The organism is Solibacillus sp. GQ1 (assembly GCF_059758555.1).
On sequence record NZ_JCAXEX010000001.1, the window covers coordinates 1,349,278 to 1,372,827 of the forward strand.

Sequence of the window (23,550 nt, forward strand, 5' to 3'; positions counted from 1 at the left end):
TTCGGTAAAACCTGTTTAGTCACAACTACTTTTATGAGTGATGCTCGCCATATACGGGCGTATGTAATTGACAATTTTCTGAATTCGTAATATGTTAATATATGAGTATATGTTCATATATAAAAGATAAATGGGGGCGTTTTAAATGGGAGAGCACCATCATCACCATCATTCACATAGTACGAACAAGAAAGTCCTTTTCATATCCTTTTTAATTATTACCGGATTTATGATTGTCGAAGCGATTGGTGGGGTGCTGACGAACAGTCTTGCGCTGCTGTCTGATGCAGGGCATATGTTAAGTGACGCCGTGTCACTTGGAATTGCATTAATGGCTATTATTTTTGCGCAAAAAGTAGCAAATGCCAGTAAAACATTTGGCTACAAACGTATCGAAATTTTAGCGGCCACACTGAATGGCCTGACATTAATTATCATTGCCCTGTTTATTTTTTACGAAGCCATTGGGCGATTTATGAATCCTCCTGAAGTTGCTTCAACCGGAATGCTCATCATCAGCAGTATCGGATTGGCGGTTAATATTTTAGTTGCGTGGATTATGATGCGCGGGGCAGATACGAAAGATAATTTAAATATGAGAGGCGCGTACTTGCACGTAATCAGCGATATGATCGGTTCAATCGGTGCCATTGTTGCCGCTTTACTTATCCTGTTCTTTGATTGGGGATGGGCGGATCCATTAGCCAGCGTTTTTGTAGCTGCACTTGTGTTACGTAGCGGATATCATTTAACGAAAGCTTCATTGCATATCTTAATGGAAGGTACACCTCAGGATGTAACTGTCGAAGAAATTATTCAAACGATTGAAAAGTATGATGAAATAACAGCGCTTCATGACTTGCACATCTGGACGATCACGAGCGGATTAAATGCCTTGTCTTGCCACGTTGTTGTAAATGACGACTTGACGATTAAAGAAAGCGAGCAACTTTTAGATAAAGTCGAACATGATTTACTTCATCAAAATATTCAGCATGTGACGATTCAGGTAGAGACAAATACGCATCAGCATGATCGTTCGGTTTATTGTACAGCAAAGCAGGATATAAGCCATCAGCATCACCACCACCATCATCATTAATCAATTACGCCTGGCGTATAGGAGAAAAGAGTGTTTAATCGTATGACAATGGAAAAAAGAACCCAACATGAATTGGATGAAGAAACATTGTTTGTCGTGTCGCAAACGTTCAAAGCGTTAAGCGATCCAACACGTATCCGTATTTTAAACATGTTATGCTGTGAAGAACATTCGGTAAATGACATTGCGGAAAAGCTTGATTTAAATCAGTCGGCGGTTTCCCACCAATTGCGTTTTTTGAAGAACTTGCGTTTAGTAAAGTTCAGGCGTGAAGGGACGACATTGTACTATACAAGCGCAGATGACCATGTTATCAACTTGCTTCATCAGGCAATTGATCATGCCCATCATTAAGTAAATAAAAACCAGCAACACGCAAAAGTTTTTTGATAAACTTTTACGTGTTTTTTATTTGGTTTCGTCACTTTAGGATGTTGGGTATATCTATAAACGGAAGTCGTAAACTAAAATCATTGCCCATTTAAGGTTAAGGCCGAAGCAAGACTATCGATTAAATCTATAATAATGGAGGTTTTTTTCAATATGAAAGTTGTAGCAATTGTAGGAAGTATCCGCAAAGAATCATACAATCTAAAAATCGCAAAATATATTCAGGGCCGTTATGCAGATCAATTCAACTTGGAAATTCTCGACCTTGCACCTCTACCAATGTACAACCAGGATATCGAAATGGAAGCTCCCGAAGCTGTACGTAATTTTAAGGCAAAAGTAAAAGAAGCAGATGCAGTTCTTTGGATAACACCTGAATACAACGCCACAATACCCGGTGTTCTGGGAAATGCAATTGACTGGCTAAGCCGTGTGGACAAGGTAATGAACGGCAAACCATCTATAATCATGGGGTCATCAATGGGAATGTTAGGTTCTGTCAAAGCTCAAATGCATTTACGCGATATTTTATTTGCAATCGGCTTAAATTCACCGGTTTTACCTGGTAATGAAGTGTATATTGGGGCCGTTCATGAAAAAATCGATGCGCAAGGACAGCTGACAGATGAAGTGACAATCGCATTTTTAGATGGCGTCATTGCAAACTTCCTGGAATGGATGAGACTGTTTTAATATTATTGGCATCTCTTTTTTTTAAAGAAGAGGTGTTTTTTTATGAAATGAGTTTATATGACAATATTAACACAATAATAGGAACTTCGAGCGTAAGATGAAGCGTGAAAGGTCCGGGAACAGCGTTTTGTCAATAGATTAATGTTGCGAAAAAGCAGGTTTTTAAGTGAAAGAAAACTCCCTAAATCCGCTTTTTTATTTACTATAGTTTTTTTCTATCAAAATTATAGGAAGTATCTAATGGACGAAAGACGAATCTCTCATTACAATGTAGATAAGGCGGTTAAAAAATAAGGTGTAACGGATTTTTTAATTGGCTATATGGATTTACAGAAATTCATCGTAACAACGAACTAAAAATACTATTTTGGGGTGATTGTTAATGGGAAAAGATTTAAGTCAATTCATCAGAAATGAAGCGTTTTTAAACAAAGTTGTATCAGCGGAGGAAGCTGCGTCTTGGATTGAAGACGGCATGAATCTGGGTATGAGTGGTTTTACGCTTTTCGGAGAGCCAAAAGAATTTCCGCTTGCACTTTCTAAACGAGGAGAGCAAGAAAATTTCAAAGTAAATCTTTATACTGGTGCATCATTAGGGCCAACTGCTGACCAATCAATGGCAGAAGCAGGAATCATCAACTTACGTGTACCTTATCAAGGAAATGCGATTATGCGCGGTAAAATCAATAACGGAGAAATTTTCTATATTGATCAGCATTTATCACATACAGCGGAAGAAGTTCGTAAAGGTTCACTTGGTAAAATTGACTATGCAATCATTGAAGCAGCAGCAATTACAGAAGACGGCCTAGTAATTCCAACAGGTTCTGTAGGGAACTCACCGATCTTTGTAGAAAAAGCTGAAAATGTCATTATCGAAATTAATACAACTGCCCCAAAAGCATATGAAGGGCTTCATGATATTTATGTTCAGAAAGCACAAGGCGAGCGTAAAGAAATTCCTATCTATAACACAGGGGACCGAATTGGTGAAATCGGAATTAAAGTAGACCCTGCAAAAGTAAAAGGAATTGTTTTATCGGAGCAGCCGGATATCCCTTCACCATTATTCGAGCCAAACGAGGAAACACAGAAGATTGCCGATAATTTATTAGCATTCCTGGCAAATGAAGTGGAAGTAGGGAATTTACCTGAATCATTAGCACCGCTTCAATCAGGTGTTGGTTCGGTAGCAAATGCCGTATTAAACGGCATGCAAAAGTCTCAATTTAAAGATCTTGAAGTATTCTCGGAAGTACTGCAGGATGGTGTGTTTGACCTGATCGATGCGGGTATTGTTAAATTCGCTGCAGGTACAGCATTCTCACTTTCCAAAAAGCGTGTGGACTCACTAGCGGAAGACTTGGAAAAGTACAAAGATAAAATTATGTTCCGCCCACAGGAAATTTCGAATAATCCGGAAGTAATTCGTCGCTTAGGTGTTATTTCATTTAACACAGCAATTGAAGTCGACATTTACGGTAACGTCAACTCAACACATGTTAACGGCACAAAGATTATGAACGGTATTGGCGGTTCTGGTGACTTTGCACGTAATGCGCGCATTACAATTTTCGTAACATCTTCATTAGCGAAAAACGGGGCTATTTCAACAATTGTTCCGTTCGTTTCACATATTGACCATACAGAACACGATGTCGATGTCATCGTAACAGAGCAAGGCTATGCGGATCTTCGTGGACTTCCACCAGTGAAGCGAGCAGAGAAATTGATTGAAATTGCACACCCGAAATATAAAGAACAGTTACGTGCTTATTTCGAAGAGGCAAAAGAAAAAGTAGGCGGCCAAACACCGCATATCCTTGAAAAAGCATTCTCATTCCATAACAATTTAAAAGAGAATGGGACAATGTTATTTGAAGACGACAAAATTAAACACTAATGAGTAAATCGATAAAGGTGGCGTTTTAACATGGATGTAAGATTTCCAATTGGTCCATTGCAAGTACCTGAACAGGTGACACTTGACAATGTAAAGGAATGGTTACAACAAACGGAATCATTTACGACACGTTTAAGAGAAGTTGTCGATTCATTAAATGAAGAGCAGTTAAATAAAACTTACCGTGAAGGTGCATGGAATGTTCGTCAGCTTGTACACCATATTGCCGATTCACAGCTGAACATTTATCAGCGACTGAAGCTGGCGCTAACGGACGACAATCCGACAGTACCGGGGTTTAATGAAGAAAAGTGGGCAGTTCTGCCAGACAATGACTTACCTGTAGAAAGCTCGATTAAAATGCTTGAAGGTATTAACGAGCGCATCGTTTCGTTAGGGCAACGTTTAACTGAAGACCAGTTGAAGCGGGAATTTACCCATGAAACAAACGGGCCGGTCACAGTTGCCGCAAAAGTTGCAAAATTGGCATGGCATGAGGAGCATCATTTCGCTCATATTAAAATAGCGCTTGAAAATTAATCTGATTTTTATCGAATTGGCTTACCCGAATAGGTAAGCCAATTTTTTAATGGAAACGTACTATTTTATCTCCTTGTATAAAAAGACGAGTCGTTCAATTTCTTCAAAACCATTATTTTTATAAAATTGTTCTGCCGGTATATTTCGGTTTGTGAGCAGTGTCATCGATTCTACTGATTTCTCTTTCAGCTGGATTTCTAAATAGTTCAGCATCGCTTTACCAATACCTTTATTTTGCAATGTCTGATCGACGCACATTTCATGGATGAAATATTCATCGCCACTATACCATTTCCGCTGCACACCCATTATAAAGCCAAGCAGTTCACCATGCTCAATAGCAATTACGCCTAGAAAGTTCGGAGTATGGTAGTAATCGGATAAATACTGAAATGCACTATCATCATTCCAGTTATCATTCCATGGCTCTGCATTAAATACTTTTCTAAATGTTGCTGCGCATGTTGCTAAATCAGCTGCTACTATTCTTTTAAACTCCACAATTAATTGCTCCCTTTATAGTTTTTTTGTAAAGCATATAATGCGATTTGCCTCTGTAAAGCCTAGTTTAAGATGAACGTTTAAACTATCTACATTAGACAATTCACAGTCGCTTGCAAACTCTGTGCATCCTTTTGTTTTAGCCCACTGTTCACACGCTTGCACTAAATCTTGCGCAAAATGCAGTCTGCGGTAGGACTCATCGACATATAAGCCTTCCAAATAACCAACCGGACTAGAATGTGTTCCTTCCACATAATCAAACCGGAGCTGACATTGTGCAAATCAAATCGCTTTTTCATCATCAAATGCTAAGAAAACGGTACTGTTCGGATTGGTAATAACGTCTTCCATGTTCTGTACGAATTCATGTAAATCATTGCCTGGCCAAAGGAGTAAAGCAAGTTGAGCTGCTGCAGTTGCTTGGTTCAGTGTCGCTTCGTTAATCATAAGTTCCTCCTGTTTTATAGAGATGAGTATATTTGCTATTATAGAATAAAATGGAAGTGAATAGTGGTTATACGGAATTAAAAGACTAGTTAATTCAATAATAGGAAGGGAAAATGCAAGTAGAAATGGAAATCTTTTATGTAGCTGATAAAATAAAGGAGAGAAATCGCTTTGAGTAAATCATTTATTGAACAAGTACACTATATTCGAATTCCTGTAAAACATCTGGAATTATCTGCACAATGGTATAGAGATGTATTAGGGTTCCATATACTAAACAATACTCAGGAAAGAGCAATTTTAAAAATAAATGAAGGATCGTTCTTACTGATTTTAGTTCCTACTGAAGATGAAACATTTTCACATTTTACAATCGATAATAAACAAGAATTCAGTATTGGCTTTACCAGTCCTGAACTATTCAAATTTTATCAACACTTAATTGAAAATAAAGTTAAGGTAGAGGAGATAAAAGAAGATAATGGTCATGCCTTTTTCCACTTTTATGATCCAAATGGTAATAAACTACAAGTTCACTGGTGATTTTAGATAAGTAAGAAGAAAACATAATTAGATATTTGAACCTAAAATAGCAAGCCATACGATAAACGTAGGCTTACTTTATAATGGCTTTAATGCTTTTGTCTGTTCAATATAAATAAAGGCATCGTACCTTGAACCAACGTTTGACGGAACATAATTCCCATACGCTTCATATTCAGGGTGATAGACAACACCAATTGCACGATGGCCAATCCGATCATTGAATAATTTCCGATTCTCATCAGTAAAAATCAGTATTTTATCTTGTCCGCCAGCTGCGTGGAGCTGTCCTTCCCATGTGTTGAGTTTGGAAGAGGGAACTTGGATTATTTGCAAAGGATCTCCCCAGCTGTCAGCAGCGATGACCGTACCTTCATACGTCCCGAAGCCGATCGCAAAAGTATTGTCCATTCCATATTGTTCACGAATAAGTTGACCGACGTTGATCATCTGATCTTCTTTCATACTTGTGGCGGATGCATCTCCGATATGTGTATTATGTTCCCAAATAATGATTTTTGCATCATCCCCGTGATACTTCAATAATTCATTGATCGCTTCCACCATATGTGAATCGCGTGTATTCCATGAGATTGCATCCTGCATCATTTCGCGGTAATACGTTTCAGCATTTTTCGCGACAAGCGCATTCATCATGACATTTAAATCTTCCTCATGTTTATTCGAGTACTGTTCCTTGTTATTTCGCAGTGATTTCAGCAAATCTGTTACTTCACGGACACATTCATCCGTAAATTGAGCAGTGGAAAGGGCATAATGTTCGGGCATTCTGTTGTAAGGTTCAAAGCAGGAAAATGCCTTCTTTGCGTGCTCAAAATCGGCTTTGTACTTAGGGTTTTTAGATAAAAATTGTATCACTTCATCCATCGATTCAAAGAGACTGTATAAATCAATCCCATAAAACCCGACTTTAGTGCTCAAAGTATTATTTTTATCCTTTAGCCATTCTACAAATTGTTCTACTTCTTCATTTGCCCACATCCATTGCGGCCATCGATTAAAAGATTCCTTCAAAATTGCAGCGGCATTTACATCATCCTCTTCATAACCTTTTACATAGCGGTTCACTGCCTGTGCAGACGGCCAATCTCCTTCTACCGCAATAATATTGAATCCTTTTTGATTAATCAGCAGTTTCGTTAGCTCGGCGCGGACTGTGTAGAACTCCGAAGTACCATGTGAAGCTTCACCGATCATCACAATTTTGGCATTTCCAATCGATTTAACGATTTGATTTAAACTTTTTTCGTTAAAGGGAAGTGCATGCTCTTTTATTGCAGCTACCAGTTTTCTTGGCATGTTTTATTCGCTCCTTTCATACAACGTTATCTTTCCCGTGCTACTCATATGAATACCCCGCTGTGTGTAATTTACTCTGGAACAATGATGAAAAACCAATTTATTTTTAAATTATTATGTATAAAAGTAGATTTAAGCGGTGATACTTTTAATGATGGTCGGTTAGCCATCGAATGATTTGGCGCATGATTCCTCGTGAATCCTATGCGCCTTTAATTTTGCTCATTTTTACATAATGAAGACAATCGTAATCTTTTTATAACTTTCGGGTTAGTAATTTTGTACTTTAGTGATTTTTATAATATGATAGTTTTATACTATATATTGTAGGGAGAATGACTTAATGAGCATTTATAATTATTTAGTGAAAAAAACAAACGGTGAGATTCTTTCAATGGAAACTTATCGTAATCAAGTAATGTTGGTTGTGAATACGGCAAGCAATTGCGGATTTACATTCCAATATGAAGACATGCAAAAGTTATATGAACGCTATGCAGATAAAGGGTTCACAGTACTTTCATTTCCATGCAACCAATTTGGCGAACAGAATCCGGAAGACGGGGAAACGTCTGCAAGACAGTGCAAGCTTCAGTTCGGTGTTACATATCCAGTGTTTGATAAAATCGAAGTGAATGGTAATGAAACTCATCCACTATTCAACTATTTAAAACACGAAGTTGATTGTCCGGAATTTGTTCGTGAGACAATGCAGCAAAAACATTTATACAATACAATTCAAACGAATTATCCGGATTACTTAATCGGCCGCAATATTCGCTGGAATTTCACAAAGTTCCTAGTAGACCGTAACGGCCGTGTCATCCAACGTTTTGAGCCGGATGCTTCCTTCTTGGATATCGAAAAGGCGATTGAAGGGCTGTTGGAAACTGCTGCTGTAAAATAGAATATATATATAGCCCATTTCTTTGTTGGAAATGGGCTTTATTCTAAGCATTTTTCTTCGTCCTTGTAGTTGTTGTACGTTTTCTCGTTTTCGGCTTCTTCGTTTTATCAAGTGAAGCTTGTAATGCGGACATTAAATCGGTCACATTATCAGGCAACGGTCGTCTTTCGTTTGCCACAACTGTACTTTCCGCTTTCTTTTCCTCTATCAGCTGCATAAGTGCTGTCCGGTAATCATCTGTGTATTTGGTCGGATCGAACTCGGTTGTCAATTGTTCAACAAGCATAAGGGCCGTATCTAGTTCCTTTTGAACGACTGCTTCGACACTCGGTATATTCGGTACATCTGCGACATCTCGCACTTCATCCGGGAAATGAATGATTTCCATAACGAGCGTATTTTTGTAAACACGGACAATGGCCAATTGCTCTTTAGACCGAATCGTAATTTTAGCCACCCCAATTTTACCAGATTCCTCCAACGTTTTACGTAACAGTACATACGCTTTTCCACCTGTATTATCAGGGGATAAATAGTACGTTTTTTCAAAATAAATCGGGTCGATTTCTTCAAGCTTCACAAAATCTATAATCTCTACTGATTTATCCTCATTTTCTTTTCGCAAATTTTCCAAGTCCTCTTCATCCAAAACAACGAATTTGTTCTTTGTATACTCGTACGCCTTTACGATATCTTCATCTTTCACTTCTGCCTGACACCCTTCACAAACCTTTTTGTAGCTGATTGGTGTATGACATTCCTTATGGAGCTGCCGAAGTTTGACGTCTTTATTTTCAGTTGCCGCATGAAGTTTTACCGGAATATTCACTAAGCCAAAACTAATACTACCTTTCCAGACAGTATGCATGTTGTCACCTCATTTTTCCTTACTATGGGACTAAAAATTTAATTTATGTATTGTCTGCGAAAAAAAACAAAGGATAATTGAAAAACGAAAGTTGGCCAATATGTGAAACCAATGTTATTAACCGATGCACCTGAAATTCCGTTAGGTGATGATTGGTTATATGAAACTAAATATGACGGTTATCGTTCTGTTTTAATTTGGGAAAAAGGTAATCAATCACCATTACTGAAAAGCCGAAATGGAAACGTTTTAAATGAAAAATTCCCTGAAATTATTCGTTACTGTGAAAGTATTTATGACAAAATCGAAGCTTATTTACCGCTTACCTTTGACGGGGAAGTCGTTTACTTACTAAACGATTTTCAAAGTAAATTCTCGTTTGTGCAAAAGCGGGGCAAAATGACCAACCTAAAAAATATTGAATCGAACGCAAATACATTTCCATGCCATTATATTGTGTTTGATTTGCTGAAATTAAAAGGGAAAGATAAGGGGAATAGCCGGTTAACAACAAGAAAACAATTACTATCCGACTTTTTTGAACGTCTCAATTTACCTGGAACTGTTCAATATAGCGATTCAAGAAGACTCCAAATGATCGATGTATTTGAAAATCCGCATTTACTTTGGCAAAAAGTAAAGACCTATAATGGGGAAGGGATAATAGCAAAGAAGCGCAACAGCAAATGGCTGGAAGATACGAGAACGAAAAGCTGGCTGAAAATAAAAAACTGGAAGCACGTAAATGTCATTCTTACAAAATTTGATCAGTCAAACGGTTTCTTAAATGGTGCAATATATAAAGAAGATAAGCTTATGGAGATTGTGTCGTTTAAGCATGGTTTATCTGAAGAAGAAAGCAAAACATTGGTCGCATTTTTTAAAACAAATGGTACGCTGGTGACGAAAAGTATATTTGAAATTCCTCCTTCAATTTGCGTAACCGTTGCTTGTATTGATTTTGACGGCAGTAAATTGAGAGAACCGCGCTTTCATTCTTTCCAACATCATCTGGAAGTTTCAGATTGTAACTGGCAGCAAATGCAAAGACAATTAAACCCGATTCCGGAAAATGTAACAGTCACAAGTCCGGATAAACCGGTTTTTCCTGCAAGCAATATTACGAAGGATGATTATTTGTATTATTTGCAGACAGTTGCGCCGATAATGCTGCCTTTTCTGCAGGACCGGTTATTGACGGTCATCCGTTATCCTCACGGAGTTCCAGGAGAAAGCTTTTACCAGAAAAACTATACCGAAAATTTGCCGGATTATATTACGACGCAGTTAGTAGACGATACCCATTTCATTTTATGTAACAATATTGAATCACTTTTGTGGTTGGGCAATCAGCTCGCATTGGAATTGCATATTCCATTTCAGCCGGTCACTTCCAAGCAGCCGACTGAAATTGTATTTGATTTGGATCCACCGTCCGTTGATGACTTTGGATTGGCAGTAGATGCTGCACTGAAGTTCAAAACGATAATGGATTATTTTGAACTGACAAGCTTTGTTAAAACGTCAGGCGGAAAAGGTATGCAAATTTATATCCCATTGCCGCCTCACAAGTTCTCCTATGAAAAAACGGGTGTATTTACGGAGTTCATATGCAGATTCCTGGCACAGCAATATCCTGATTCCTTTACAGTCGAACGAATGAAGAAAAACAGAGGGAAAAGGCTGTATTTGGATTATGTCCAGCATAGGGAAGGAAAAACGATTATCGCACCATATTCAGCACGCGGCAATGATAAAGGACTAATCGCCACACCGTTGTTATGGGAAGAAGTAAACGAAAAATTAACGCCCGATTTTTTCACAATTCCAAATGTAATAAAGCGTTTAGAGAGCATAGGCAATCCATTTAGAGAGTTTAGGGAAGCAGGTGAGCGTCAGTCATTCCAAGCTGTTCTTGAGCAAATAAAAGGAAAGCAAGTATAGTTGCAGCGCAAGCAGTCAACTTTAAAAAAAGCCTTTCGCAAATTATGCGAAGGCTTTTGCATGTTAGGAAGGATTGATCACTATTGGAGCGTCCTCATGATGGGCTTGATGAGCCGGGGAGAGCTCATACGCAATCAGTGTTACATTTAATTTTTGCTCCAGTTGTTTAATTGCATCGAGTTTATTCATATCCAGTTCCGCAAATTTCGTATCTTTCACAAAAGCACATCCTTTACAGTTTAGCTTTAGTATGAAAAGTTAATTTATATTTATCCATATTGTATGTTATTGGTAAACAGGTGGAGACAAATAAAAAAGAGAGATAACATTATCTCTCAAGAATTAATAGCATTATAGTTTAATGGATGCAGAATATTTGTAAATACATCTTTTTTTACAATAAAGTATGTTTTTTTATTATATGTAACGACGACTTGCCCCGGTTTAACAAATACTTTGGCTGTTTTTAAATTAGCATATGGCGCACCCAATAATTTTGAAATGTTCATAATAATTACCCCTTTTTAAGTTTCTATTTTTGTTATTCCCAAAATAATAATAGTTTTAAACTATTTCAGATAGATTTATATTAAAAAATGCATCCAGTTACAAGTTAACATGAATACAAATCTACTTATGAATCAAAACTTTCGTACCAATGGGTGCTCTGGATGATAGTTCTAGAACATCGTGATTAAACATTCTAATACATCCATGTGAGCGATTCTTACCGATTGAAGCCGGATTATTCGTTCCGTGTATACCATAATGAGGCTTAGACAATCCCATCCAAAGCACTCCGAATGGTGCAGGAGGATTAAGTTGTTTATTGATAATCGTATAAGATCCAGAAGGTGTTGGGGTCAATATTTTTCCAACAGCAATCGGGTAAATTTTTATAAGATTATTGTTATTCATTAACTTTAATTGGTGTTTTGAAGTGGATATGTCTATCCATATCGCCATGAAGATCAACTCCATTTTTAAAATATAGTATGAAGCAATATAGATAACGATTAATTAGAAGGAACCAAATATTTCAACCTTTTTCCTTGGTGAATACAAAAAAAGACCTGAGCGACCACTCAAGTCCAAAAATGACCACTTATTATAAAATATGTTTTTTAACTACAAATTATTACACTTTCAACACTTTATTATTGTGACTTAACTACCGGAATATAAATATCACAAATTTTCCCTTCATCAAGCATACAACGGTCATCGTACAATTCAAAATCATTACAACCTGGTGCGTATTCGTAACCAGACTTATGGAACCATTCATTAAAAATAAAATTCCATGTGCCTTGAATAGCAGCTACAAAGTTTGTGGCATCAGAAGGAGGTGTTGAAAAAACAGCATAAGTTGCGGGAGGTACTTCACGAACATGGTATTCACCAGCAATTTCAGCACCGTCTTTTGGTTCGACCCCGATTACATATTCAAATTCTCCGGTTGTCGGGTCTTCCGGAAAGCATACGCCATATTCATCGTGTTTTTTAATAAAATTTTCCGAATGAAGTTTTTCCATTCTTCCGCCACTCATATAGTCGTCCCAAAAAGCCGGGATGGCAGTTGAGTTTTCTCCGCCAGTTGAAGTCGTTTTAATGGCATAACCCGCAAGTTTAATAGCAGGCAGTGTAACAAATTTAGGTTCCATAACAATTCCTCCGATAAAGTATTTGTACGTGCAGGAAAGGCTTGGCGGAAACGGACGATTACTGTGCGCATGTAAACGGTAAGTTCCTGGTGAACAGCCGTAAAATCGCCGAAAAGCTTTACTGAATCCAGAGTGAGTTTCAAACCCGTATTCTATTGAAATATCGAGAATTCGCTTGCCCGATGAAAGTTCATGTGCAGCAAACGCAAGGCGGCGGTTCCGGACATAGTTCATCACCGAATATCCGGTACCCCATTGGAATACTCGACTGAAATGCCAAGTTGAATAGCCAGCTTGTGCAGCCAAAATATCCGGACTAATGTTTTCAGTGATATTCTCGTCAATAAACTCTAAAATCATCTGTAAAGTTTCTCTTGTGTCCATTTAAATTCCCCCAGCTGTAAAGTAATTCGTACAGTAAAATCAGTATACCAAAGCGCTGGTGGAAAACTGTTCCAAAATTGCTAATTTGGAAATTAAATTAAAAAGAAGCATTATTGTATTTGAAATTGTATTAGATCAAACACTTCAAGATTTACCGTAATTAATAGAGAATATAGATATGCCAAATAACGAATCTACAGGATTTTTAGAGGAGTGCACCTGGATAAATGCCAGTGCACTTTTTTATATTCAGAATAAGATGAAATAGAGTCATTAGAACAATAGGCAAAGGAGGCGGGATCATGACTTCAGTTTTAAAATGCGCCGAATGCAATAGACCTGCACGGTTATTAAAAGAGACAAGGGAACAAGATAAAAATGGCAATGATTTTGTAAGAAAGGTGTATGAACGGATTTGCCTTTGCGGCGGTGAAATTAAACCGGTAATGGAATAGTGCTTTGAACAGTGTGTATTGGCACTTCTTTCGTTGGTATTTACTGTTGAGAGTATCTGGATCCTGTTAATAACCTTTGTGTAGCTTTTAGTACTGTACTATATAGGAGGTGGTAAATTATATGGATTGGTTAGAGAAGGCTGCAGAAAATTATGCGAAAATCAAGAAAGCTCAGGAGTATCAAAAACAAATTAAGAAAATTTACCCAGAAAAGGTAAGGGAATTATGGGCTTCCTTCAAACATATTCACGATACTATTGGCAGTAAATTTAGCAATTCCACTATTTTTACGAGCAACCTCTATCACATGGAATCAGTAATTGGCGATGTAGTGATTAGGGGAAGAGCAAAGCAAGCATATAAGGCAATTGGATATTACGGTTCGGTTATCATTTCTATCGAATATATTAACTCTAATCGTATTGGAAATGTTCATTTCGATGAATTGTTGTTAGGGAATGTAAATGGAGAGCCGGCGTGGATTTATCGAGGGTTAGTGGATGGGAAAATAAGCGACATAACCTTTGAAAAGGCGGATATTGAAAATATATTTAAAAGCGCCTTATCAATTTACTTATAGTACAAACAAATGGTGTTCCTGTCGAATGCCTTTTTACATTGATAAATTTTTTCCATACGGAAATTGGTTTATTAAAATGGCCTCTTTATTAAAATCCATTACAAATTAAAGTTATTAACGCTATAATACCTCTAGAGGTGAAGAGAATGTATATTTCAGAAACAACAGTAGAAGTGCGCTATGCCGAGACAGATCAGATGGGTGTCGTTTATCATGCCAATTATCTCGTTTGGTGCGAAATCGGGCGTACGCAAATTGTGAAGGATTTAGGATTTAACTATGCGAAGCTTGAAGAAGACGGCTATTTGTCGCCTGTTATGGATTTTTCGATTCAATATAAAGCGGCGATGCGCTATGGTCAAACGGCTACAGTTCGCACATGGATTGAAGAACATACGAAGCTGCGCACTACATACGGCTATGAAATTCTGCATGAAGACGGTACCGTTGCAGTAACGGCGAAGTCTCAACATATTTTAGTGAAAAAGGAAAACTTCCGTCCGGTCGCTTTGAAAAAGATTGATGCGGCATGGGATGCCAAATATGCGGAAGTTGCGAAAATTCAAAGTTAATCGACATGTCCTGTTAAATTGATAACAGGGCATTTTTTCTTTAACGAACTGACGAATATTGTTATAATCATATACGACTAAACGGAACTGTATATAAAAAATCTATGAGGGAGGTGTGTTCATGGCACCAAAAACAATCGCGAATATTCAAACCCGCTGTCATATTTTATTGACGAATACGGCACGTGAAGCGATGAAGGAGCATGTTCCAGATGAACACGCCTTTTTTAATTTACAGCAATATTTCATTGTCGCGATTGAAAAAGTATCGGTCGATGCAGAGCAAACGCATTTGAGCATCTTTTTCGATAATGATAAAAACGTAAAATTAAAAAATAAATTTGAAGAACGCGTTGTCATTATGGACTGTGTATTTGACCGGAAAAACGGTCTTGTGGCAAAAAGCTTTCGAACACGCGGCAAAGGGACACCGGTTGTCACAAATCGCCGCGCCACAATGAAAATCCACTTCGTTGCATCCCGTATTAGTGGCCATACATACCAGGATCCGTTTCTAAAGGCCATTGATGAACTGCCGATTGCACAGGAACGTTTTGATTATGTCAATAAGCGGATCAGCAGCTGGGAAGGCTATTTAAAAGTGTTAAACAAAAATGCGGACATTGAAGATATTCATGCCCGTTTTTCAAGTGTCACGTTTGATGCCGATTTTTCTCATATGACAGTTCGCATCAACAACCTCGATAAAAAGCAGTGGAAACAGCTGGATGGCCTAAGTGCGCGTTTGCGCGGCTATGTGCAGGAAATCGGGGATGTTGCCAAAATCCGCCGGAACGAGAATACCGTTGAAATTGCGTTAAAACCATATTACAGCAATTTGGCGCGGAGAAATGAGCTTCAGTTCCAATCGGAAGACATCGAATTTTCCAATGCTGCGACGAAATCACAGTTAAAGCGGCTTTTAAAAGGGTTTGAACGTTTAAAAGAAGGATTGGCCGCAAATGCGAACCTCGAAACGATACTATTTGAAGATAAGCCGGTCATTGCTGAGCGCAGAAAAACGGTTCCTCTTAATTTTCATAACCGGCTGAATTCTTACCAGCAGCAGGCAGTCGAAGGGGCGATGAGTTCCGAAGATCTGTATGTTATTCAAGGTCCGCCGGGTACTGGTAAAACGACGGTAATTTCGGAAATTTGCTATCAAAATGCAAAAGCAGGTTTGAAAACACTCGTTGCTTCGCAATCAAACTTAGCGGTAGACAATGCATTAAGCCGACTTTTATCGAACAAAGATATCCGGATTTTGCGTTACGGTCGTACAGAAAGCATCGAAGAAGAAGGGAAAAGGTTTATTGAGGAAAATGTTGCAACGTATTGGCAGGAGCAGACATTTGAAGCAATCGGCCATGAAATTTCGCTGCATGAACGAAAAGAGCAGCTTTTAAATAATGAGATCAATGAGGCTCAAAATGAAATTGCTGCGCTTGAACAGAAACAAAAAGAGCTTGAACTTCAAATTGAACAAAAAGAAGCGGCAAAAGCAGAATTGCATGTTCTGGCTGAAAAGATTCTGGCATTAAAAAAACAATTGACTGAATGCAAAAAAGAACTGGAAGACAATGAACGCAAGCTGGAGAAACTGCAGGCAACACAGAGCACAGTAGCCGAAACCGTTGCAAATTTTGAACAGCAAGTAAAAGACGGATTGACTGTCGAGCAATTGACAGAACAAGCACAACAGTTAAAAGAAGCGAGAGAAAACTTCCAGCAGCAACTTACACAAAGTCATTATAAAGCGCAACTTGATCAATTCCAGCAGCGTTTTGATGCTGTTAAAACGAAAATTGAAAAGACCAACGAAACGTCACAGTTTGATTTGCTCGTAGATAAAATTGCCTCTTTGAAAAAAGTGTACGAAATTGAGGAGTTCATGAGTGAATACAATATTCGCCGGAACTATGCAATGGACCGTTTACTTACAGCGCTTGATCGAATTCAGCCGCAAATGGAGCAGTATAAACCGATTAAAGATGTGAAGGAACGTCTGGAAAAGGCATTGCATTACAGTGAAACGGCGTTAGGTATTCATGTAACACCGGACAGGCTGGATATGGGCCATCATTATACGCTTGAAGAAATTCAGGAGTTTTTGACGAAGCTTAGTATCGCTTTTCGGGACCGTCGCGTAAATGCTCAAAACGGAACCCGCTCCATTCAGGGTATTCATTTGCGCATGCAATATATCGAGCAGCTGAACAATAAATATATGGATGCGATCCGTGAAACCGTGCTTATTTTCGAAAAGCTGAAAGAGGAAATCATTCTTCAGTTTAAAGAGCAAAATGATGTGAAAGCACAGCATCTTCAGCAGCTGGAAGAAGAGGCAACTACGGTAAAATCCCAAATGGATGCGATCAATGAAAAAATTGATCCATCGATTACGCTGAACCATTCCACGGACGAGCTGGAAGAACTGCTCGCAACAAATGAACTGGATCAGATGAAAACTGAAACACAGCGCCAAAACCGTGAAAAAGTGGAACTTCAACTAGATAAAAAAGCGGAGGAGCTGGCAGTTTTAAATGAACAGATTGCCCTTGGTACTGAGACTGTCGAACAGTTAACAGTTCGCTTTAAAGGGATCAACAGCGAAGGCGTCCAGCTTGAAAAACGCCGGACAGAACTTGAACAGCTGACAAAACTGAACCCTGAGCAGGCGATCATTGAAGTAAACGAAAAGATCGGGCTTCTTACAGAAAAGATCGAGATGCTTGAAGTGAAAATCAGTTTGCTTCCGGTGACGGCAGAACTTCAAAACGAATGGCACGGTTTACTGAAAAACGCCAATGCCCATGACTTGGACGAAATCCGCAAATTGTATGTGAAACATGCCAATGTGATCGGGACAACTTGTGTTGCATCGGCAAATAAAGAGTTTATGGACAACTATCCGACATTTGATGTCGTGATTATTGATGAAGTTTCGAAAGCAACACCACCGGAACTGTTACTGCCGATGTTAAAGGGCGCAAAAATCATTTTAGTTGGGGACCATCACCAGTTGCCTCCGCTTGTAGGCGATGCGACATTTGAAGAGACATTGGAGCAAGTTGTGAAGGAAAGTACAACATTTGAAGAAAAACGAGAGCTTGAAAAGTTACTGGAAGAATCATTGTTTGAGCGTCTTTATAACAATTTGCCGTCACAAAATAAAACGATGCTCGCCCTTCAATATCGTATGCATAAAAATATTATGTCAACTATCACACCGTTTTACGAAAATGAATCCGAACAGCTGCAGTGCGGGTTAGAGGATTCGGATGCCGTACGCGATCATTTCCTTGAAACATCAAAAGTTACACGAAATCACCATTTACTATGGCTTGATATTCCGAATGCCAAGCCTTATTTTGAAGAGCGTATGAAGGAAGGCTCGAGTTTATTCAATTTAGCTGAGCTGGAACAGATTAAACAGCAGCTTCTTGAATTAAATGCTGCAACGGGACAAGCGAAAGCACAAGGGCTGATTCCACAAGACGCATTAAAATCGGTTGGCGTTATTTCATTCTACGCGGAGCAGGTGAAACGTATTAATCGTCTGATCGAACAGGAAATCAGTGTACCGCATTTACACATCCGTACAGGATCCGTCGATAAATTCCAGGGGATGGAGATGGATGTGATTATCGTCAGCATGGTGCGGAATCATGACAATGAACGCGGAGAAATCGGGTTTGCGAAAGATTACCGACGCCTGAATGTTGCATTATCCCGCGCACGGGAACTGCTCATAATGATTGGCAGTACCGAAATGTTTACAAAGCGTCCAAAGAGCGCGAAAACACGGGATATGTATGCCCATGTATTAACGACAGTAAAAGAGCAAGACGGCTATTTTGCTGTGTAGAAACAGGGGGATTGAATGGATTTACAAAGTACAGTTATACAGCTGCAGAAAGAACTCATCCAAAATCCGTCCATTGAAATCAAAAAGCAAATGCAATACGCCATTCCGATTCACACATTGGAAGTGAAATATCATCCGGTAATGCGTAATGCCATGGATATTTTAATGAAGATGATGCTCATTTCATTTGAGAAGGCGAAGCTGAAAAATGTGGAGTTATTAGCCGAAATTTTATTGGTGGAACCGTTATTTATTCATGATTTGACGAATAAAATGTTACGACTAGGTATGATTGTGAAGGAACAGGAATTTGCACTAACTGCAAAGGGTAAGGCTCAGCTGGAATCGGGCATTTTTGAAGAGGAACTTGAAGAAACAAGTTATTTTATTCAATACAGCCCGATCCATGAGCAGCCATTGGAGGGTGACCTGGAGGAATTTGCGGATTTGGAAGAGTTTCCGGAGCCTTTCCCGACAATCGAAACAGAAGAAATCGAAGCAATTGAAGAGACAGTGCTGATTGATTTCATACAACAGCAACTTTCCGAACAACCGGTGGCGGAAGATGAAGTACCGCACTATATAACGAGTGTTGTTTCGACGGAATCGATCCAGATTAATGATATACCGGTCCTATGTTTTTTACTGTTTGATCAAAAGGAAAACAGGCATTTTGTGCGGGTATACAATACATTGACACGTGTATGGGATGAACGGCTGGAGACAATCTTATTTACTATAGAAAAAGAGCAGCTTTAGTATGCGTGAAATAATATTTTTGGAATTATTGCAAAATTACAAAGTACATGATACACTAATGACAATTTAATAGACTTATCAAGAGAAGCGGAGGGACTTGGCCCGATGATGCTTCAGCAACCTCTAGTTTAACTAGAAAGGTGCTACTTCCAGCAAGGTGTTGACCTTGGCAGATAAGAACGGGTAGAAGCCCCTCTCAATTCTGTTTTGCTGGAATGAGAGGGGCTTTTTTATTGTTCCGGAACGGTTCGTTTCGCTCGTAAAACAATGCATTGCCTGAATACCACAGATTATTAAAAGTTTATTGAAAAAGTTTATGAGGGGGAAAGTGGAATGCCGATTAATATTCCGAAACATTTACCGGCGGGTGAGCTGCTTAGAAAAGAGAAGATTTTCGTCATGGAGGAAGACCGTGCGAAAACACAACAAATTCGACCGTTAAATATTTTAGTGTTTAATTTAATGCCTGAAAAAGAGAAAACCGAACTGCAGTTGCTGCGCTTACTCGGTAATACACCATTACAGGTGGATGTGACATTTTTAAACACGGCTACATACGAATCAAAAAATGTTTCCAAATCGCATTTAGATACTTTTTACCGGACGTTCGACCAAGTGAAGCACCGTCGCTTTGATGGGCTCATTATTACAGGAGCGCCAGTAGAGAAAATGGATTTTGAAGATGTTGGCTACTGGAATGAGATTACGCATGTTATGGACTGGGCAGATGAACATGTCACTTCGATTATGTATATATGTTGGGGCGCCCAAGCTGCCTTGTATCATCATTTTGGCATCGGAAAATTCGAATTGCCGAAGAAATGCTCCGGTGTTTATTCCCATGTGATTACGGATTTAACAGTAGATTTAGTGCGGGGATTCAGTGATGAGTATGTGGCACCTCATTCACGCCACACGTCGGTTTCAATTGATGAAGTGCGGGCACACCCTGACTTGCGACTATTAAGCTATTCGGATGATGCAGGCGTGTTTATCGTGCAATCGAAAAACAATAAACATATTATGATTACAGGGCATCTGGAATATGATGCAACGACCTTATCGGATGAGTATTTCCGCGATATTGAGAAAGATCCGGACAATACGGAAATTCCGATCAACTATTTCCCGAATAACGACCCGTTGCAGGCACCGAAAAATGTTTGGCGTGCCCATTCGCATCTGTTGTTCTACAACTGGCTGAACTACTACGTATACCAAGAAACGCCGTATGAATGGCATTACGTCGATGAAAATATTGAATATCATATTTAATGCTTATAAATGAAACGAACCAGCAAGAGATGGACTCCTGCTGGTTCGTTTCATTTAATTGCGACCCAGGCACGTTCGCGTTCGATCTGCAAACTAATTTCCCGCCCGAAGAAATCGCTTAATAATTCGTCTGTTAAAACAACTTCGCGTGCATTGGCTTCGACATTTTTTCCGTCTTTCATTAAAAGTACATGGCTAAAACAAGGAAGTATTTCTTCTACATGATGCGTCACGTAAATTAGGGTAGGGCCGTTTTCTGCTTGTGCAATCTGTTCTATTGTTTGCAGCAAGTTTTCCCGTTCGATTAAGTCCAGACCACCACATGGCTCATCCAATATTAAAATTTCCGGATCCGCCATAATGGCCCTTGCTATTTGAACACGCTGCCGTTCACCTTGAGACAAATGCTCGAATGATTTATTTGCTAAATGGTCACAGTGAAAATGCTTCATAATAGAAACCGCATGGTCAATTTCTTCTTCCGTCACATCATTGAAAAGGCGAAGGGCACCGAATTTTCCGCTGAGCACGATTTCAATTGCATTATCCTGCCAGTTGAAGTTATCGATCATCGCATTGCTGACCCAGCCGATCCGCGTCCGCAGTTTCGGTATATACGTCTTGCCATATGTTTCACCCAGTACTTGGACCTTACCTTCATTTGGCCAAATATAGCCGTTAATAACTTTCAGCAACGTCGTTTTGCCGGAGCCGTTTAACCCTAAAATAGCCCAATGCTGTCCCTTTTGAACATGCCAGCTTAAATCATTTAAAATCTTTTTGTCATTGCGATATAAATGGATATTTTCAATATGTATCATTTAAAAACACCTCCACTTACTACTATGCACCTTTTTTCATTGTCGTGAAAGTATTTTTTGAAAATTGTAACAATTTAAATGTTAAAAAAAGAAAGCAAACGCATAATGCTTGCTCTCCTCATTATTTATATAACAACACTTTCGACACCTGCAGCGCGGTGGAACAGCTTTCCGTTCCATTTGAGTGCCCATTGTACAACAGGCCCTAAGCCGAACGCCATAAATACAGTACCGACTCCGACTGGTCCGCCCAATACAAAACCTAATACAGCAACCGTTACTTCCATTGTCGTCCGTGCACGGTTGACACTCCAGCCGAGGCGATGCACCAACAGCAGCATTAATGTATCACGAGGTCCTACACCGAGGTTTGCGACCATATACATCCCGCAGCCGAAGCCGAGCAGAACAACGCCAACAACAAACGCCAATGTTTGTTCTAACAGTGTATTCGCATCCGGTAATACTAACAAAAATATATCAATAAAAATCCCTGTCAGGAACATGTCCAAATAAGTTCCGACTTTCGGCAATCTTTTCGTGAAAAACGTATCAACAGCCAGAATGAGCAAACCTAAAATAATCGACCACATACCGACCGTTAATCCCAAGTTTTTTTGTAATCCGATATGAAGGACATCCCATGACCCAACGCCAAGTATTTGTCCTTTGATCGTCAATGCGACGCCTAATGATAAAACAATGATGCCTGCAATAAAAAATACGCAGCGCCAATAAAATTCCTGTTTCACTTTCACATGTAATCCCTCATCAATCCTCGATATAATCCTTACTCATTATAACGATTGAATCGGCAAAAATGGATTTACAATAAATTCGAAACATTTGAACTTTTTGAGCGGCAAATTGTTCGTATTAGGAAGCTGAAATAGGGCCTTTATTTTTCGTACGAATAAGTTAATTCATCGGATGAATCGGCGACATCTACAACTAAATGATGTTCATTAAAAAACCATTCATCGGATTTTTCGATGTAGTAATGAATATCCTCCACAACCGTTTCAATACCTATTTCATGCGGCTGCTCCCGTGTCATCCCTAACGAAAACCCTTCATGAAAAGGTGAAGAACCTCCATACCTTGCATAAAAGCGAATAAAATCGCCTTTTTCTACTTCCATCTCTTGTTTAAACCAATTGAGCGCTTTTTCTGATAGTTTGATTTCCATATATTTCACCTCTACTGCCATTATGCAGTAAATAAAAAAAACTTACAAAGCTCGCGTTCTGAATTTTTAGTACAAAAAAAGACTGAAAGGAAACCCTTTCAGTCAATCGTTTAAAATCCTTTAATTTTCGGTTCAGTACCGGCTTTAATCCGCTTAATATTTTCACGGTGACGGTAAAAAATGAAGCCTGCCAGAACGACAACCAAAATGAATAATGCATATTCTCCTGTTATCATCCAATGACCAATTACATAAATAACCGCTGCAGCGGATACAATCATAGATGATAAGCTGACCATTTTCGTTAACTTTAAGGCGATGACAAATACAATGATTAAAATTAAAAATAACGGTAAATTATAGCCTAAAATAACACCGCCGCTCGTAGCAACTGCTTTTCCTCCGCGGAAACTAGCGAAAATCGGGAACATATGGCCAGCAGCCGCGATGACACCTAAGATTAAAGGATGGACAGTGCTGTCTGCGAAAAACGGCAATAACGGTAGCAATACCGCAGCCGTTCCTTTCAATATATCAATAAGCAATACGGCGATGCCCGGTTTTTTGCCTAATACTCTAAATGTATTAGTCGTTCCTAAATTGCCGCTTCCTTGTTGTCGAATATCCGTTTTGTAAAAAATTTTACCAATCCATAAAGCAGATGGAATGGAACCGATTAAATAAGCACAAATAATAATTAATGCGTTGATCAAGTGTTGTGCTCCTTTCGAATTCAGAATTACTACTTGGTACTAATAGTATGTATTGAATATTTTACAATGTTTTTTAATAGAAGGAAAGAGGTATTATTTTTTCGTTCAT

At 38.8% G+C, this 23,550-nt stretch carries 25 protein-coding genes, 1 pseudogene and 1 riboswitch; of the genes and pseudogenes, 14 read left to right on the forward strand and 12 right to left on the reverse strand.

All coding sequences use genetic code 11. The features are described 5' to 3' along the window. The first annotated feature begins 145 nt into the window (after positions 1–145). From AC6CH1_RS06660 to AC6CH1_RS06680, 5 genes are all read left to right on the forward strand, one after another. Complete coding sequence (locus AC6CH1_RS06660) at positions 146–1,102, forward strand: cation diffusion facilitator family transporter (protein ID WP_498316710.1); 957 nt, start codon at positions 146–148, stop codon at positions 1,100–1,102. Between the two features lie 42 nt (positions 1,103–1,144). Beyond that, positions 1,145–1,456 (forward strand): ArsR/SmtB family transcription factor, encoded by a 312-nt coding sequence (locus AC6CH1_RS06665; protein ID WP_079528762.1) that lies wholly within the window; start codon positions 1,145–1,147, stop codon positions 1,454–1,456. Between the two features lie 189 nt (positions 1,457–1,645). Next, complete coding sequence (locus tag AC6CH1_RS06670) at positions 1,646–2,185, forward strand: NADPH-dependent FMN reductase (protein WP_498316712.1); 540 nt, start codon at positions 1,646–1,648, stop codon at positions 2,183–2,185. A gap of 382 nt (positions 2,186–2,567) precedes the next feature. Then, positions 2,568–4,088: a succinyl-CoA:acetate CoA-transferase ScpC gene (gene scpC / locus AC6CH1_RS06675; RefSeq protein ID WP_251688032.1), complete on the forward strand. Its 1,521-nt coding sequence runs from the start codon at positions 2,568–2,570 to the stop codon at positions 4,086–4,088. 30 nt (positions 4,089–4,118) lie between these two features. After that, a complete protein-coding gene (locus AC6CH1_RS06680) occupies positions 4,119–4,628 on the forward strand; it encodes a YfiT family bacillithiol transferase (RefSeq protein WP_498316714.1) in 510 nt (169 codons plus the stop codon). 60 nt (positions 4,629–4,688) lie between these two features. Here the strand turns inward: AC6CH1_RS06680 and AC6CH1_RS06685 are convergent, their stop codons facing one another. Beyond that, positions 4,689–5,129, reverse strand: a complete 441-nt coding sequence (locus AC6CH1_RS06685) for a GNAT family N-acetyltransferase (protein WP_427709977.1) — start codon at positions 5,127–5,129, stop codon at positions 4,689–4,691. Positions 5,130–5,144: 15 nt separating this feature from the next. Then, positions 5,145–5,579: pseudogene (gene aac(6'), locus AC6CH1_RS06690) on the reverse strand (aminoglycoside 6'-N-acetyltransferase). Positions 5,580–5,750: 171 nt separating this feature from the next. On the opposite strand from aac(6'), the gene AC6CH1_RS06695 reads away from it, so the two are divergent. Further along, positions 5,751–6,122, forward strand: coding sequence for a VOC family protein (locus AC6CH1_RS06695; protein WP_427709975.1), 372 nt, complete (start codon positions 5,751–5,753; stop codon positions 6,120–6,122). Positions 6,123–6,200: 78 nt separating this feature from the next. On the opposite strand, the gene AC6CH1_RS06700 is transcribed toward AC6CH1_RS06695, so the two are convergent. Beyond that, a complete protein-coding gene (locus AC6CH1_RS06700; RefSeq protein WP_498316717.1) occupies positions 6,201–7,442 on the reverse strand; it encodes an erythromycin esterase family protein in 1,242 nt (413 codons plus the stop codon). A 343-nt stretch (positions 7,443–7,785) separates the two neighbouring features. Here AC6CH1_RS06700 and AC6CH1_RS06705 point away from each other — a divergent pair, with 343 nt between their 5' ends. Further along, the gene (locus AC6CH1_RS06705) at positions 7,786–8,349 is read left to right on the forward strand and encodes a glutathione peroxidase (RefSeq protein WP_251688020.1); all 564 of its coding nucleotides are present in this window, start codon (positions 7,786–7,788) and stop codon (positions 8,347–8,349) included. 43 nt (positions 8,350–8,392) lie between these two features. Here AC6CH1_RS06705 and ku read toward each other — a convergent pair whose 3' ends face one another. Further along, complete coding sequence (ku, locus tag AC6CH1_RS06710) at positions 8,393–9,217, reverse strand: non-homologous end joining protein Ku (RefSeq protein WP_498316718.1); 825 nt, start codon at positions 9,215–9,217, stop codon at positions 8,393–8,395. Positions 9,218–9,319: 102 nt separating this feature from the next. Between ku and AC6CH1_RS06715 the strand changes: the two genes are divergently transcribed. Next, on the forward strand, positions 9,320–11,161 hold the full coding sequence (locus AC6CH1_RS06715; RefSeq protein WP_498316719.1) for a DNA ligase D: 1,842 nt from the start codon (positions 9,320–9,322) through the stop codon (positions 11,159–11,161). A gap of 63 nt (positions 11,162–11,224) precedes the next feature. On the opposite strand, the gene AC6CH1_RS06720 is transcribed toward AC6CH1_RS06715, so the two are convergent. The 4 genes from AC6CH1_RS06720 to AC6CH1_RS06735 form a co-directional block, all read right to left on the reverse strand. Continuing rightward, positions 11,225–11,380: a uroporphyrinogen-III decarboxylase gene (locus tag AC6CH1_RS06720; RefSeq protein ID WP_251688014.1), complete on the reverse strand. Its 156-nt coding sequence runs from the start codon at positions 11,378–11,380 to the stop codon at positions 11,225–11,227. 116 nt (positions 11,381–11,496) lie between these two features. Further along, positions 11,497–11,670, reverse strand: coding sequence for a hypothetical protein (locus AC6CH1_RS06725; RefSeq protein ID WP_251688012.1), 174 nt, complete (start codon positions 11,668–11,670; stop codon positions 11,497–11,499). Positions 11,671–11,791: 121 nt separating this feature from the next. Beyond that, positions 11,792–12,127 (reverse strand): L,D-transpeptidase, encoded by a 336-nt coding sequence (locus AC6CH1_RS06730; RefSeq protein WP_251688010.1) that lies wholly within the window; start codon positions 12,125–12,127, stop codon positions 11,792–11,794. Between the two features lie 191 nt (positions 12,128–12,318). Continuing rightward, the gene (locus AC6CH1_RS06735; RefSeq protein WP_498316721.1) at positions 12,319–13,209 is read right to left on the reverse strand and encodes an effector binding domain-containing protein; all 891 of its coding nucleotides are present in this window, start codon (positions 13,207–13,209) and stop codon (positions 12,319–12,321) included. 302 nt (positions 13,210–13,511) lie between these two features. Here AC6CH1_RS06735 and AC6CH1_RS06740 point away from each other — a divergent pair, with 302 nt between their 5' ends. From AC6CH1_RS06740 to metA, 6 genes are all read left to right on the forward strand, one after another. Continuing rightward, complete coding sequence (locus AC6CH1_RS06740; protein WP_498316723.1) at positions 13,512–13,664, forward strand: hypothetical protein; 153 nt, start codon at positions 13,512–13,514, stop codon at positions 13,662–13,664. Between the two features lie 121 nt (positions 13,665–13,785). Continuing rightward, positions 13,786–14,244, forward strand: a complete 459-nt coding sequence (locus tag AC6CH1_RS06745) for a hypothetical protein (protein ID WP_498316724.1) — start codon at positions 13,786–13,788, stop codon at positions 14,242–14,244. Between the two features lie 146 nt (positions 14,245–14,390). After that, positions 14,391–14,816 carry an acyl-CoA thioesterase gene (locus AC6CH1_RS06750; RefSeq protein WP_251687993.1) on the forward strand — a complete coding sequence of 142 codons (426 nt, stop codon included), beginning with the start codon at positions 14,391–14,393 and terminating at the stop codon, positions 14,814–14,816. A gap of 121 nt (positions 14,817–14,937) precedes the next feature. After that, positions 14,938–18,684, forward strand: a complete 3,747-nt coding sequence (locus AC6CH1_RS06755; RefSeq protein ID WP_498316725.1) for a DEAD/DEAH box helicase — start codon at positions 14,938–14,940, stop codon at positions 18,682–18,684. A gap of 15 nt (positions 18,685–18,699) precedes the next feature. Next, the gene (locus AC6CH1_RS06760) at positions 18,700–19,443 is read left to right on the forward strand and encodes a nucleoside-diphosphate sugar epimerase (RefSeq protein ID WP_427709948.1); all 744 of its coding nucleotides are present in this window, start codon (positions 18,700–18,702) and stop codon (positions 19,441–19,443) included. A gap of 72 nt (positions 19,444–19,515) precedes the next feature. Continuing rightward, a riboswitch (SAM riboswitch) is annotated at positions 19,516–19,623 on the forward strand. A 153-nt stretch (positions 19,624–19,776) separates the two neighbouring features. Then, the gene (metA, locus tag AC6CH1_RS06765; protein ID WP_014823882.1) at positions 19,777–20,718 is read left to right on the forward strand and encodes a homoserine O-acetyltransferase MetA; all 942 of its coding nucleotides are present in this window, start codon (positions 19,777–19,779) and stop codon (positions 20,716–20,718) included. Positions 20,719–20,768: 50 nt separating this feature from the next. Here the strand turns inward: metA and AC6CH1_RS06770 are convergent, their stop codons facing one another. The 4 genes from AC6CH1_RS06770 to plsY all read right to left on the reverse strand — a co-directional run bounded on the left by AC6CH1_RS06770 (position 20,769) and on the right by plsY (position 23,441). After that, the gene (locus AC6CH1_RS06770) at positions 20,769–21,539 is read right to left on the reverse strand and encodes an ABC transporter ATP-binding protein (protein WP_014823881.1); all 771 of its coding nucleotides are present in this window, start codon (positions 21,537–21,539) and stop codon (positions 20,769–20,771) included. A gap of 125 nt (positions 21,540–21,664) precedes the next feature. After that, positions 21,665–22,291, reverse strand: coding sequence for a YczE/YyaS/YitT family protein (locus AC6CH1_RS06775; protein WP_427711603.1), 627 nt, complete (start codon positions 22,289–22,291; stop codon positions 21,665–21,667). Positions 22,292–22,437: 146 nt separating this feature from the next. Further along, positions 22,438–22,728: a HesB/YadR/YfhF family protein gene (locus AC6CH1_RS06780; RefSeq protein WP_251687986.1), complete on the reverse strand. Its 291-nt coding sequence runs from the start codon at positions 22,726–22,728 to the stop codon at positions 22,438–22,440. 110 nt (positions 22,729–22,838) lie between these two features. Then, positions 22,839–23,441 (reverse strand): glycerol-3-phosphate 1-O-acyltransferase PlsY, encoded by a 603-nt coding sequence (plsY, locus tag AC6CH1_RS06785; RefSeq protein WP_079526708.1) that lies wholly within the window; start codon positions 23,439–23,441, stop codon positions 22,839–22,841. Between the last annotated feature and the right edge of the window lie 109 nt (positions 23,442–23,550).

What these genes read in the sequence shown, in the direction of transcription:
- AC6CH1_RS06660 (WP_498316710.1), top strand. Translation starts at nt 146, where the DNA reads ATGGGAGAGCACCATCATCACCATCATTCACATAGTACGAACAAGAAA.
- AC6CH1_RS06665 (WP_079528762.1), top strand. Translation starts at nt 1,145, where the DNA reads ATGACAATGGAAAAAAGAACCCAACATGAATTGGATGAAGAAACATTG.
- AC6CH1_RS06670 (WP_498316712.1), top strand. Translation starts at nt 1,646, where the DNA reads ATGAAAGTTGTAGCAATTGTAGGAAGTATCCGCAAAGAATCATACAAT.
- scpC (WP_251688032.1), top strand. Translation starts at nt 2,568, where the DNA reads ATGGGAAAAGATTTAAGTCAATTCATCAGAAATGAAGCGTTTTTAAAC.
- AC6CH1_RS06680 (WP_498316714.1), top strand. Translation starts at nt 4,119, where the DNA reads ATGGATGTAAGATTTCCAATTGGTCCATTGCAAGTACCTGAACAGGTG.
- AC6CH1_RS06700 (WP_498316717.1), bottom strand. Translation starts at nt 7,442, where the DNA reads ATGCCAAGAAAACTGGTAGCTGCAATAAAAGAGCATGCACTTCCCTTT.
- AC6CH1_RS06705 (WP_251688020.1), top strand. Translation starts at nt 7,786, where the DNA reads ATGAGCATTTATAATTATTTAGTGAAAAAAACAAACGGTGAGATTCTT.
- ku (WP_498316718.1), bottom strand. Translation starts at nt 9,217, where the DNA reads ATGCATACTGTCTGGAAAGGTAGTATTAGTTTTGGCTTAGTGAATATT.
- AC6CH1_RS06725 (WP_251688012.1), bottom strand. Translation starts at nt 11,670, where the DNA reads ATGAACATTTCAAAATTATTGGGTGCGCCATATGCTAATTTAAAAACA.
- AC6CH1_RS06730 (WP_251688010.1), bottom strand. Translation starts at nt 12,127, where the DNA reads ATGGCGATATGGATAGACATATCCACTTCAAAACACCAATTAAAGTTA.
- AC6CH1_RS06735 (WP_498316721.1), bottom strand. Translation starts at nt 13,209, where the DNA reads ATGGACACAAGAGAAACTTTACAGATGATTTTAGAGTTTATTGACGAG.
- AC6CH1_RS06740 (WP_498316723.1), top strand. Translation starts at nt 13,512, where the DNA reads ATGACTTCAGTTTTAAAATGCGCCGAATGCAATAGACCTGCACGGTTA.
- AC6CH1_RS06745 (WP_498316724.1), top strand. Translation starts at nt 13,786, where the DNA reads ATGGATTGGTTAGAGAAGGCTGCAGAAAATTATGCGAAAATCAAGAAA.
- AC6CH1_RS06750 (WP_251687993.1), top strand. Translation starts at nt 14,391, where the DNA reads ATGTATATTTCAGAAACAACAGTAGAAGTGCGCTATGCCGAGACAGAT.
- AC6CH1_RS06755 (WP_498316725.1), top strand. Translation starts at nt 14,938, where the DNA reads ATGGCACCAAAAACAATCGCGAATATTCAAACCCGCTGTCATATTTTA.
- AC6CH1_RS06760 (WP_427709948.1), top strand. Translation starts at nt 18,700, where the DNA reads ATGGATTTACAAAGTACAGTTATACAGCTGCAGAAAGAACTCATCCAA.
- metA (WP_014823882.1), top strand. Translation starts at nt 19,777, where the DNA reads ATGCCGATTAATATTCCGAAACATTTACCGGCGGGTGAGCTGCTTAGA.
- AC6CH1_RS06770 (WP_014823881.1), bottom strand. Translation starts at nt 21,539, where the DNA reads ATGATACATATTGAAAATATCCATTTATATCGCAATGACAAAAAGATT.
- AC6CH1_RS06780 (WP_251687986.1), bottom strand. Translation starts at nt 22,728, where the DNA reads ATGGAAATCAAACTATCAGAAAAAGCGCTCAATTGGTTTAAACAAGAG.